Below are 11581 nucleotides of genomic sequence, written 5' to 3' on the forward strand. Positions count from 1 at the left end.
GTTAGAATTCTTCGCGTTGGTGCTCGCGCTGTGGTTCACACATCGCAGTTCAACGGGAAGCAGGAGGGTGAGCCATGCAAGGCGAACCTAACCTGCGCTGCCCCCGCAACGGTAAGTGGACGAACCCTTTTGGGTTCCGCTGCCATCAAGACCACTGAATGTTTCAAACACATTTGGGAAGGTGATGGCGGTTTGCTCCATCAGCCCGGATACCGGCCAACGCGGTGGTTGCACGCACTTAAAAAGTGTGCAGCCGTGACGCTCAAGCACTGTCGGGGACGATGGTGAGGGCTTTTTTTTGGCTTTTTCAACCATGACTTCTTTTGTTTTTTCCGTGTGCCACCGCGCACCTGTGCGCTTGTGCGCGTCTGCGCTGGCTGTTTTTGCGACTTTTCCGGTTTTGGCCCAGGGCCAGGCCGCAGGCACGCTGGGGGAAGTGGTGGTGACGGCGACGCGATTCCCGGTGTCTGCCGATGTTCTTCCGTTTGGTGTAAGCGTCATCACCCAGGCAGATATTCAGCGGACAGGGGCGACCACCGTGAACGATGCACTCGTCAAATTGTTGGGCGTTCCAGGACGGACGGATTTATACGGTAGTGGCGATTACGGTTTGGACTTGCGTGGCTTTGGTACGACTGCAAGCAGCAACCAGGTCGTTGTACTGGATGGCATCAGACTCAACGAGTCGGATTTGAGTGGCGCTCGGTTGTCGGGCATTGCAATTGACTCCATCGAAAAAATTGAGGTGATACGCGGTAGCGGCGCGGTGTTGTACGGCGAAGGTGCGACTGGGGGCGTGATTGTGATCACGACGAAGGCTGGTGCTGGATCAGAACGCAGCAACCAAGCCAACCTGTACACCGCGGTAGGCACTTACGGTCTGCGTGAATTTCGAGCTGGTGCCACGCTGGCAACTGGTGGTTTTTCGCTCGACGTTTCCGGTAACCAGCGTGATACGGACAATCACCGCGACAACTTCAAGTCCTCGGCAGACGGTAGTGCCGCGACAGCTCAGTGGAGCAACGACTGGCTGCGCCTTGGGGCGAGCTACGCGCATGACACGCTTGACGCTGGCCTGCCTGGCCCTCTTTCAGCGGCGGATTACCAGGCAAACCCAGTTCAAACTAAATACTCAAACAATCATGGCAATATCGTCAACACGCGCAAGACCGTGTTTGCACAAGCTGATGTGGGTGCTTGGCAGCTCGCTCTGGATGTGGGACAGCGCAGCAAGTCACTTGATAGCATGTACAGCGGAAGCGCTTCTGGCTATGACGTCGATGCCAATACGCTGGCTGTGCGCGCCAAACACGAATCCACTTGGGGTTCAGCACGCAACGCAATCACATTTGGTCGAGATCAAACCGATTGGAAAAAAAATCAACCTGCAGGGGTTTCTGAGCAAAAGTCTCATGGCCTGTATGCTCAGGACGATCTGACTCTGGCTGGCGGTACGCGTGTTTCGGTTGGCTACCGTTCGGAAAATATTTCGCAGACCGATGATCGTGGTAGCGGAGTGGACACTGACCAGCGACAAACCGCCTGGGAGTTGGGTCTGACTCAGTCATTGTCAAAAACATGGTCTGTATTTGGCCGAATTGGTACCAGCTTCCGACTGGCCAATATGGATGAGCTATACCCCTTATACGCTCTGCCTGGTGCTGTGCTGCAACCGCAAACATCACGTGATTTTGAGATGGGTAGCCGCTGGACCTACGAAGCTGGCCGAGTGGAGTTGCGCTATTACCGCTACAAATTGAACAACGAGCTGGGGTATGACCCGACCGTGGCCAACGCCAATTCATGGAATGGATTGGGCGCCAATGTCAATTTCGACCCCACGTTGCGTCAGGGGTTTGAACTGGAGACGCACTATAGCCTGAGCAAAACGTTAGCTCTGCAGGGCAATCTGGGCATCCGTGAAGCCAAGTTCACCGAAGGTGCCCACAATGGCAAGACGGTGCCGCTGGTGGCTGGTACCACAGTGGCGGTCCGTGCCAACTGGCAGCCCTTGCCTGCTCATTCAGTCAATGCGGGCGTGGTCTGGGTGTCGGATCAACACGTGGATTTCAACAATACCTGCAAGGTGCCTGCCTATGCGACGGCCGATGCGCGCTACGCCTACCAGATGGGCAATGTGGAGCTGTCGTTGGGAATCAGCAATTTGTTTGATAAAAAGTATTTCACCCTTGCATATGATTGCGCCTCTGGTGGGGGTGCCACTAGCATTTATCCAGAAGCCGGCAGGGCGTTTGCCGGGGCTTTGCGTGTCAAGTTCTGATGCGCTGGCTTGAATCAGAACCATTGACCACCATGACCACCTGCCCCGCCATCCTCGTTGCCGCCCCGGCCTCTGGCCAGGGCAAGACCACCGTGGTGTCTGCCTTGGCGCGGCTGCACACACGCATCGGCAGAAAAGTGCGGGTGTTCAAATGCGGGCCAGATTTTCTGGACCCGTACTGGCATGCGTTGGCCAGCGGTGCGCCGGTGTATCAGCTGGATCTATGGATGAATGGCGAGGCCGATTGCCGTGCCCGCCTAGCCGCAGCGGCACGTGAGGCGGACCTGATCATTGTGGAAGGGGTTATGGGCCTGTTTGACGGCACGCCTAGTGCGGCTGATCTGGCGCAGCGCTTTGGCTTGCCGGTGATGGCAGTGATCAATACCGGTTCGATGGCAGGCACCTTTGGTGCGTTGGCCTTTGGGCTGCAGAACTACCGCCCAGGGTTGCTCTGGGCTGGGGTGCTGGCCAACTGCGTGGCCAGCGAGCGACATGCAGGCATGCTCAAAAGCAGCGTGCGCGAGCCTGAACATTGGCTGGGCGCGGTCATGCGCAGCGACGCCTTGACGCTGCCCGAGCGGCATTTGGGCCTGACTGTGGCCAGCGAGGTGGGTGACGCACTGGCGCGGCTGGATGCAGCAGCAGATGCCCTGCAGGCCACGCCCTTGGGGCAAATGACGCTGTCAGATTTGCAGCGCTGGGCTGTGGACTTTGACGACGCAGTGGCTATGCCAAAAGGCGAGGTGGCAGCGTGCTCTGCGCAGGTCAAGGAGGAGCCCGCAAAGCGGGCGGGGGACACGCAGCAGAGCACGCTGCCACCTCGCCGCAGGTCGCTGCACGGCCAAACCATCGCCGTGGCGCGCGATGCCGCGTTCTGTTTTATCTACGACGCCAACCTCGACTGCCTGCGCGATCTGGGTGCGCAGCTGGTCTTCTTTTCTTCGCTGGCAGACTCTGCGCTGCCGGCCTGTGACGCCGTGTGGCTTCCGGGTGGCTACCCGGAACTGCACGCGTCAACCATCGCGGCCAACACTGGGATGCGCGACAGTCTGGCGGCGCACATTGCCGTGGGTAAACCGGTGTGGGCCGAGTGCGGCGGCATGATGGCGCTGTTTGACATGCTGATCACGTCCGACGGTGAACGCTTCGCCCAGTGGGGCCTGTTGCCCGGTATCGTCACCATGGGTAAACGTCTTGCGGCGCTGGGCCCGCAGCAGCTCAGCTTGGCCAGCGGCACGTTGCGCGGCCACACCTTTCATTACTCCACCACCAATTCCCCGCTGCAGCCGGTGGCGCGCACCGCGCGCCCGGACACGGATCCGATGCCCGACGCGGGCGAAGCGCTGTGGCAACAGGGCAGTGTGCGCGCCAGTTACTTCCATGCCTGGTTTGCGTCGTGCCCAAAAGCGGTGGTAGAGCTGTTTACGCGACCCACTCCCACGCAGGCACAAGGCTTATGAACCCCGTCAACATCGCCCGCAGTGAACTCCTTTTGGGCGGACAGAAAAGCGGTAAGTCACGCCGCGCCGAGTTGCTGGCGCGCGACTGGTTGGCGCAAAGCGCAGTCCACAAAGCGGTGATGATCGCCACCGCCCAAGCCTGGGACGGCGAGATGCAGCAGCGCATTACGCGGCATCAGGTGGACCGCGCTGAGCGGGTGCCGGGCATGACCACGGTGGAAGAGCCTTTGCTGCTGGCCGAGTCGATTCAGGCGCACAGCAACCCGCAGACACTGATTGTGGTGGACTGCCTGACCCTGTGGCTGACCAACAGCCTGATGCCGTTTGATGTGCAGTCAGGTGCCTACACAGCGGTCGTGGACGATGATCCTGATTCCCCCGCAAGTTATATGAAAAAACAGTCTCTAGCCCTTATGCATCAAGCGCGAGAAGCTCTACTTTTGGAAGCAATTCGGCAGACGCCGGGGCCGCTGGTGCTGGTGGGCAACGAGATTGGTCTGGGCGTGATTCCGATGGGGCGCGAGGTGCGCGCTTTTGTCGACGCGCTGGGCCTGCTCAATCAGAGTGTGGCCGGTGCCTGCCAACGGGTGACGCTGATGGCCGCCGGGCTGGCGCTGACTTTGAAGGATGTGTCATGAAAGCATGGTTTTTTGCTGGTTTGATCTGCCTTGCGTCGGCGGTGCAGGCTTACGACGTGGTTGACGACCGGGGTGTGAGCGTCAGCTTCGCCCAACCGCCGCAGCGCGTGGTGAGCCTGCTGCCGTCGCTGGCTGAGACGGTATGTGAGCTGGGCGCCTGCGTGCGCTTGGTGGGAGTGGATCGCTACACCGACTACCCCGCCAGTTTGCAAAAAGTGCCCAAGGTCGGGGGCGGGCTGGACCCCAACATTGAGGCCATCGTGGCGCTGCGCCCAGATGTGGTGTTGCTGATCACCTCGTCGCGCGCCAGCGACCGGCTGCGTGCCCTGGGTATCAAGGTGGTGGCGCTGGAGCCCAAAACCCACGCCGATGTGCAGCGCGTTGTTTTGAAGATTGGCGAGGTGTTGGCGGTGGCGGACGCGGCCAAGATCTGGCGCGCCATTGATGTCGCCGTGGCGGCGGCGGCGGAGTCGATACCAGCCTCGGTCAAGGGCACACGGGTGTATTTTGAGGTTAGTCAGGGGCCATATGCTGCGAGCGAATCGTCATTCATCGGCGAGACGCTGACCCGCCTGGGTGTGAAGAATATCGTGCCGGGCAAATTGGGGCCGTTCCCCAAGCTGAATCCCGAATTCATAGTGCGTGCTGACCCTGACCTGATCATGGTGAGTGAGCGAAGCGCCACCGGTATGGCGCAGCGCCCGGGCTGGCAGGGCATGCGTGCGTTGCGTGAAAACCGCGTGTGCATCTTCGCCAACCATGATGCCGATAGCCTGGTGCGCCCAGGGCCACGCATGGCCGAAGGCGCCCGGCTGATGGCGCAGTGCCTGACGGATCAGGTGCGCAAAACGCCCACAGCACGGCCCCCACTTTGACGCTGCGCAGCGTATCTTTTGTCGTTTGGTCGCTGGTGCTGTTGAGCCTGGCACTCATCGGCCTGGGCGTAAGCGTGGGCAGCACCGGGTTTGAGAACCTGCTGACGCCGCTGCTGCATCCTGCGCCAGACCCTTCTGCCACCGCCATGGCGCAGCAAATTGTGGGCCATATTCGCCTGCCGCGCACCCTTGGCGCCTGGGCTGCTGGGGCCCTGCTGGGGCTGGCCGGTGCGGTGGCGCAGGGCTTGTTTCGCAACCCTTTGGCTGACCCATATCTGCTGGGTAGCGCCTCCGGCGCGGCGCTGGGTGTGGCGCTGGTGCTGGCGGTGCTGGGCGGCGGCGGGGGCATGCTGGGTAGCAACATGATGAGTGGCGGGGCGGCGGTGAGCGTGTTCTCCGGCAGTGTGCTGGTGCGTCTGGGGCTGACGGGTGCGGCGTTTGTTGGTGCGGTGCTGGCGGTATTGCTCACACTGGCGCTCTCGCGCGGGGTTCAGCACACGCTGCGTCTACTGCTGGCCGGTGTGGTGGTGGGCGTGGTGCTGGGGGCGGCCACGCAACTGGTGCTGCTGTTTTCGCCCGAATCGATGCAGGCCATGCAGGCTTTCATGCTCGGCTCCACAGCGTTCGTCGGCTGGATCGCCTTGGCACTGATGGCGGGCGTGTGGGTGGTGTGTGTGCTGGCTGCTGGTTTGCTCGGACGGGTGCTGGACGGCTTGAGCCTGGGCGAGGCCACCGCGCAAAGTCTGGGGTTGCCGCTGGGCAGTCTGCGCGTGGCGCTGGTGGCGGTGCTGGCGCTGGCCACAGGCACGGCGGTGGCGCAGACCGGGCTGATTGCTTTTGTCGGTCTGGCCGCGCCGCACCTAGTGCGCTCGGTCATCAAAACCACCCACGGCTCGCTGATGCTGCTGGCCAGCCTGATGGGCGGCGCCTTACTGATGGCCGCCGACACGCTGGCGCGCTGGCTGATTGCACCGCAAGAACTGCCGGTGGGCGTTCTCACCGCCGTCCTGGGCGGCGGCTACCTGCTGTGGCTGATGCGTCGCAACACGTGCGGCTTTACCGGAGGCGGCCAGTGATCAATGCTGCATCTTCTATAGCTATTGAGGCAAGCCACATAAGGGCTAGCCTCGGAAATATCGAGATACTGCACGACATCTCCATGCGCTTGCCGCGGGGCCGCTGGACCAGCGTTGTCGGGCCCAATGGCGCCGGTAAATCGACGCTGCTCAAAGTGCTGGCCGGGTTGATGCCGCACACCGGCAGCATCCAGTTGCTGGGCCATGACCTGCACAGCCTGGCGCACCGCGCGCGCGCACGCCAGCTCGCCTGGCTGGGCCAAAACGAATCTTCTGGCGACGACCTGACCGTGTGGGATGTGGCGCTGCTGGGCCGCCTGCCGCATCAGGCCTGGTTGGCTGGGCCCAGCCCGCAGGATCTGGTAGCCACCGAGACGGCGCTCAAAGCCACCCACGCCTGGGAGTGGCGTCGGCGCAGTCTGGGCCAACTCTCGGGCGGCGAGCGCCAACGGGTGCTGCTGGCGCGCGCGCTGGCGGTGCAGGCGCAGGTGCTGCTGATGGACGAACCCTTGGCCAATTTGGACCCGCCGCACCAGGCGGACTGGCTGGGCGTGGTGCGCTGTCTACTTGAGACCAACACCACCGTCGTCAGTGTGCTGCACGAGATATCGATGGCGCTGCATGCGGACGAAATGCTTATCATGGCGGACGGCCGAATCACGCATCAGGGCGGGTGTGCCGACCCCGCCACCCATCAGGCGCTGGAGTCGGTGTTTGATCACCGCATTCGCGTGTATCCGATCGAGGATCAATGGGTGGCTTTGCCGCGTGCTGATGCCCTTCAACCCGCGTTCAATCACGCCGACATTGCCGGTGGGCTTGCGTCGTGCGGGGTTGAAGACTGACGACACCCGAGCTTGGCTTCTCTAAAAGGACATCGTTTCATATGAGCTACATCACCTGGTTTCTGAATCATGGCGAAAAACACCGCAAGATCGTGGAGAGACTTAAAAAGGACGGGCTCTCGCAGGATCAGATCATTGACTACTTTGAATTTGACAATATGGTTGCGAGGGAGTTGGAGTTCTGTCTGCTCTACGCTGAGCCCAGGAAATGCCACAACACCGCTTATCTGAGCTGCTACATGTGCGCGTGTCCGTATTTCAGGTTCGACGACAAGGGCACCCTCAACGCCGAGGGCATTCTGGTGAAGAGCCATTGCGCGATCAATTCCACCAAATCTGCCCAGTTCGTTCACGACGGCGTGGCGCATCTGGACTGCTCCAAATGCAAGGTGCCGCACACCCGGGACTTCGTGCGAAATAATTTCAATGAAAACTGGCTTGAGATGATGAAAGACTGCGCCCCGGTCAAACCCGATGACCCTGAAACAGGCATCCCTGGCGTTTCCAAATAGGCCATTGGCAGGCCAAGACACTTTTTTTAAATACTGTTTTTGACGACACACATGACACTCTTGACCTCTGAAGACACCACCGCCGTCACCATCGCGCTGCACTTTCATGCCTGCCTTGACGAACACCCCGAACGCCCGGCCAGCGGCCAGCGGGTCTGGAGCGTGGATGAGGTGCTGGCGCTGTTTGATCTGCCTTTTTCAGACCTGATGTTTCAGGCCCAAACGGTGCACCGCGCTCACTTTGACCCCAATCTGATTGAGTTGGCCACCCTGGTCTCGGTCAAAACCGGCGGTTGCCCGGAAGATTGCGGCTACTGCCCGCAGTCGGTGCACTTTGACACCGGTGTGCAGGCCAGCAAATTGATGGGTGTTGACACCGTGCGCCGTGCCGCGCTGGCTGCGAAAGAGGCCGGGGCCAGCCGTTTTTGCATGGGTGCCGCCTGGCGTGCGCCCAAAGACCGTGACATTGAGGCAGTGGCTGAACTGGTGCGCACCGTCAAGGCCAGCGGGCTGGAGGCTTGTGCCACGCTGGGCATGCTGTCCGACGGCCAGGCCGAGACGCTGCGCGACGCCGGGCTGGACTACTACAACCACAACCTGGATAGCGCGCCCGATTTCTACGGCAACATCATCACCACCCGCGACTACCAGGACCGGCTTGACACCCTGGCGCGGGTGCGCGAGGCGGGCATCAGCGTGTGTTGCGGCGGCATTGTCGGCCTGGGGGAGTCGCGCTTGCAGCGAGCCGGTTTGGTAGCCGAACTGGCCAATTTGTCGCCGTACCCCGAGTCGGTTCCGATCAACCATCTGGTCAAGGTGGCGGGCACACCGCTGGCCGCTCAGCCCGACCTGGACCCGCTGGAGTTTGTGCGCACCATTGCCGCAGCGCGCATCACCATGCCGATGGCGCGGGTGCGCTTGTCGGCGGGCCGCCAAAGCCTGGGTGAGGCGGAGCAGGCGCTGTGTTTTGTGGCCGGCGCCAACTCGATTTTTTATGGCGACAAACTGTTGACCACGTCCAACCCGCAGGGCAACGAGGATTTGGCGCTGCTGTCACGGCTGGGGCTGCAAATCGGCACACCGATGCCTCGGGCCTGACCTAATGAATGTCTGGATTCCCGCCGGGGCGCTGGTCCTGGCCCTGCTGGTGGACCACTTCTGGGGCGAACCGCCGGTGCGGCTGCACCCGGTGGTATGGATGGGCAATTACCTCGGTTGGGCCGGTCGGCAAGTTCAAAAGGTGGCCTTGCAGGGGGCGCTCGCGCCATCCTCGGCGGCGGGCCCGGTAACGGTCGCCAGCGCACCAGATTACAAGGCTTTTTGGCTCGCAGCCCTTTACTGGTCGGCGGGAGCTGCTCTATTTACAGTAGCAGCATGGTGGCTCCAAAGCGCGCTCATGCAAGCGCTGGGCGCGTCTGCGGGCTGGCTGGGCGGTGCCACGTCGCAGTTGTTAGGCGCCGTGCTGCTGGCGCTGTTGCTCAAACCCATGCTGGCCTGGGCCATGTTGCGCCGTGAGGTTCAGGCGGTGGAGGGCGCTTTGGCCGGGTCTTTGCAGGCCGGGCGCGATCAACTGAAGTGGCTGGTCAGCCGCGACACCGCCAACTTGAGCGAAGCCGAGGTGCGTGAAAGCGCCATCGAATCCCTGGCCGAAAACCTCAGCGACTCGGTGGTGGCGCCAATCTTCTGGTTTGTGTTGCTGGGCCTGCCTGGTGCGGTGCTCTACCGCTTTGCCAATACGGCTGATGCGATGTGGGGCTACAAGGGCCTGTACAAAGGGCAAAACTGGGAATGGGCCGGCAAATGGGCGGCGTGGGTCGATGACGTGCTGAACTGGCTGCCCGCGCGCCTGACCGGGCTGTTGCTGGCGGCCACCAGTGGGGTGGCGCAGCATGTGCTGCGCCGCGAGGCGGTCAAAACCCCGTCGCCCAACAGCGGCTGGCCGATGGCCGCGATGGCGCTGGCCCTGAACATCCAGCTGGCCAAGCCGGGCGTGTATGCGCTCAACCCAGACGCTGGTGCGCCGCTGCCCGAGCAGACTGGGCAGGCCGTCATTTATGCACGAAAAGTGCTTCTAGCCCTTATTCCGCTTGCGCTGACTGCTCTGATATTTAAAGCATGGTTCAGCGCATGACTGCGCCTTGTATTTGCGCCCTGTCGCCCCGGTGCCTGATTTATTAAAAAGAGTTCATTCCATGAGTGCTGCCACACCAATTTCCATGCCCACTTTGCCAACTGCCGTGCCAGCCGCCACGCCAGGTGAGATGTCAGTAGAAATGCCCGTTGAGATGCCAACTGCGCGGTCCACCACGCCAGCGCCACCGTTGCCGAACATCGAGGTGCCGCTGCTCGACCCGGCCGTGCCTAAACGCGCGCGCTGCCTGATGATCCAGGGCACCTCGTCGGACGTTGGCAAAAGCCTGCTGGTGGCCGGCCTGTGCCGCGCCTACACGCGTCGCGGCATCACCGTGCGGCCGTTCAAAGCGCAGAACATGAGCAACAACGCGGCGGTCAGCGTCGACTCTGACCTGCCGCCTGGCCCGGATGGCGAGATCCGCTGTGGCGAAATTGGCCGCGCCCAGGCGCTACAGGCTCGCGCTTGCAAGATGCCGGCGTCGATCCACATGAACCCGGTGCTGTTGAAGCCGCAGGCTTGCGTCGGCTCACAAGTGGTGCTGCGCGGGCGCGCGCTCGGCAATTGGCCAGCACGGCACTACCACGAGCTCAAGCCGATGCTCATGCCGGCGGTGCTCGACAGCCTGCGCCGCACCGCCGCGCTGGCTGAACTGGTGATCGTCGAAGGTGCCGGCAGCGGCACCGAGGTTTACCTGCGGCATTGCGACATCACCAATATGAACTTGGCTGAATTGGCCGACTTGCCGGTGGTGGTGCTGACCGACAACGACCGTGGCGGCGCGATTGCAGCGGTGGTGGGCACGTATTTGCTGCACACGGCAGAGGAGCGCGCGCGCATTGTGGGTTACATCGTCAACAAGTTTCGCGGTGACTTTTCTCTGTACGAACCCGGTTGCCAGGTGATGACCGAGCAGACCGGCTGGCCGCTGCTGGGCGTTGTGCGCTGGTTCGAGGGCGCTGGCCGTTTGCCGGCTGAAGACGCGCTGGCGCTCGAAAAACCGACGCGCCAGACGAGCGGTGCAGCGGGTAGCGCCCTGCTGGTGGTCGTGCCGCAGTTGTCCCGCGTGGCCAATTTCGATGACCTCGACCCGCTGGCCGCCGAAGCCGGTGTGGTGGTGCGCTGGATTCCTCCGGGTGAGCCGATCCCGGCAGAGGCCAACGTCGTGCTGTTGCCCGGCTCGAAAACCACCCGCGCCGATCTTGATGTGTTACGCCGTGAAGGTTGGGACATCGACATTCACGCGCATGTGCGCCGCGGTGGCCGAGTCGTCGGTCTGTGTGCTGGGTTTCAGATGCTGGGCCATGTCGTGCGTGACCCGCTGGGCATTGAGGGCGCTGCGGGTGAGACGCCGGGCTTGGGCCTGCTCGATATCGAAACGACGATCGGCGGCGACAAGCGGCTGATCGATATTGACCGTTTCGATAGTGTCAGCGGTCAGCGCGTGGTCGGCTACGAAATGCACATGGGACGCACCGATGGGCCCGGGCTGGCGCGGCCGTGGCTGCGCTTGGTGGGCGCTGATGGTGGCGAGACGCCTGAAGGCGCGGTCTCGGCTGATGGCCGCATCACGGGCGCCTATATTCACGGCCTGTTTGCCGCCGATGGCTTTCGCAGCCATTGGCTGAGGCAGCTTGGCGCGCAGATTTCCGAACTCGACTTTGAGGCGCAGGTGGAAGCCACGCTGGAGGCGTTGGCTGACCATGTCGAAGCGAATCTTGACCTTGACGCGCTGCTGGCGCTGGCGCGTTAACGCGGTTGAT

At 62.2% G+C, this 11581-nt stretch carries 10 protein-coding genes and 1 riboswitch; all 10 genes read left to right on the top strand.

What is annotated here, in order from left to right; all coding sequences use genetic code 11:
* Window positions 1-235: riboswitch (cobalamin riboswitch) on the top strand.
* Window positions 236-313: 78 nt separating this feature from the next.
* The 10 genes from BLL52_RS11235 to BLL52_RS11280 all read left to right on the top strand — a co-directional run bounded on the left by BLL52_RS11235 (window position 314) and on the right by BLL52_RS11280 (window position 11571).
* On the top strand, window positions 314-2281 hold the full coding sequence (locus BLL52_RS11235) for a TonB-dependent receptor (protein ID WP_075586738.1): 1968 nt from the start codon (window positions 314-316) through the stop codon (window positions 2279-2281).
* Window positions 2282-2313: 32 nt separating this feature from the next.
* The gene (locus tag BLL52_RS11240; RefSeq protein ID WP_075587210.1) at window positions 2314-3741 is read left to right on the top strand and encodes a cobyrinic acid a,c-diamide synthase CobB; all 1428 of its coding nucleotides are present in this window, start codon (window positions 2314-2316) and stop codon (window positions 3739-3741) included.
* Complete coding sequence (locus tag BLL52_RS11245; protein WP_075586739.1) at window positions 3738-4379, top strand: bifunctional adenosylcobinamide kinase/adenosylcobinamide-phosphate guanylyltransferase; 642 nt, start codon at window positions 3738-3740, stop codon at window positions 4377-4379. Before BLL52_RS11240 ends, BLL52_RS11245 begins: the two co-directional genes overlap by 4 nt.
* Window positions 4376-5254, top strand: coding sequence for an ABC transporter substrate-binding protein (locus BLL52_RS11250; RefSeq protein ID WP_075586740.1), 879 nt, complete (start codon window positions 4376-4378; stop codon window positions 5252-5254). Before BLL52_RS11245 ends, BLL52_RS11250 begins: the two co-directional genes overlap by 4 nt.
* Before the next feature lie 2 nt (window positions 5255-5256).
* Window positions 5257-6330, top strand: coding sequence for a FecCD family ABC transporter permease (locus tag BLL52_RS11255; protein ID WP_406681433.1), 1074 nt, complete (start codon window positions 5257-5259; stop codon window positions 6328-6330).
* Window positions 6327-7175: an ABC transporter ATP-binding protein gene (locus tag BLL52_RS11260; RefSeq protein ID WP_241839131.1), complete on the top strand. Its 849-nt coding sequence runs from the start codon at window positions 6327-6329 to the stop codon at window positions 7173-7175. The genes BLL52_RS11255 and BLL52_RS11260 overlap by 4 nt, the downstream gene beginning before the upstream one ends.
* Window positions 7176-7216: 41 nt before the next feature.
* Window positions 7217-7687 carry a hypothetical protein gene (locus BLL52_RS11265; protein WP_075586742.1) on the top strand — a complete coding sequence of 157 codons (471 nt, stop codon included), beginning with the start codon at window positions 7217-7219 and terminating at the stop codon, window positions 7685-7687.
* Window positions 7688-7738: 51 nt separating this feature from the next.
* A complete protein-coding gene (bioB, locus tag BLL52_RS11270; RefSeq protein WP_083633906.1) occupies window positions 7739-8785 on the top strand; it encodes a biotin synthase BioB in 1047 nt (348 codons plus the stop codon).
* 4 nt (window positions 8786-8789) lie between these two features.
* A complete protein-coding gene (gene cbiB, locus BLL52_RS11275) occupies window positions 8790-9818 on the top strand; it encodes an adenosylcobinamide-phosphate synthase CbiB (RefSeq protein ID WP_075586743.1) in 1029 nt (342 codons plus the stop codon).
* A 61-nt stretch (window positions 9819-9879) separates the two neighbouring features.
* On the top strand, window positions 9880-11571 hold the full coding sequence (locus BLL52_RS11280) for a cobyric acid synthase (protein ID WP_406681260.1): 1692 nt from the start codon (window positions 9880-9882) through the stop codon (window positions 11569-11571).
* Window positions 11572-11581: the final 10 nt, after the last annotated feature.

Source organism: Rhodoferax antarcticus ANT.BR, assembly GCF_001938565.1.
Lineage (GTDB): Bacteria > Pseudomonadota > Gammaproteobacteria > Burkholderiales > Burkholderiaceae_C > Rhodoferax > Rhodoferax antarcticus.

What these genes read in the sequence shown, in the direction of transcription:
- BLL52_RS11245 (WP_075586739.1), top strand. Translation starts at nt 3,738, where the DNA reads ATGAACCCCGTCAACATCGCCCGCAGTGAACTCCTTTTGGGCGGACAG.
- BLL52_RS11235 (WP_075586738.1), top strand. Translation starts at nt 314, where the DNA reads ATGACTTCTTTTGTTTTTTCCGTGTGCCACCGCGCACCTGTGCGCTTG.
- BLL52_RS11250 (WP_075586740.1), top strand. Translation starts at nt 4,376, where the DNA reads ATGAAAGCATGGTTTTTTGCTGGTTTGATCTGCCTTGCGTCGGCGGTG.
- BLL52_RS11280 (WP_406681260.1), top strand. Translation starts at nt 9,880, where the DNA reads ATGAGTGCTGCCACACCAATTTCCATGCCCACTTTGCCAACTGCCGTG.
- cbiB (WP_075586743.1), top strand. Translation starts at nt 8,790, where the DNA reads ATGAATGTCTGGATTCCCGCCGGGGCGCTGGTCCTGGCCCTGCTGGTG.
- BLL52_RS11240 (WP_075587210.1), top strand. Translation starts at nt 2,314, where the DNA reads ATGACCACCTGCCCCGCCATCCTCGTTGCCGCCCCGGCCTCTGGCCAG.
- BLL52_RS11265 (WP_075586742.1), top strand. Translation starts at nt 7,217, where the DNA reads ATGAGCTACATCACCTGGTTTCTGAATCATGGCGAAAAACACCGCAAG.
- bioB (WP_083633906.1), top strand. Translation starts at nt 7,739, where the DNA reads ATGACACTCTTGACCTCTGAAGACACCACCGCCGTCACCATCGCGCTG.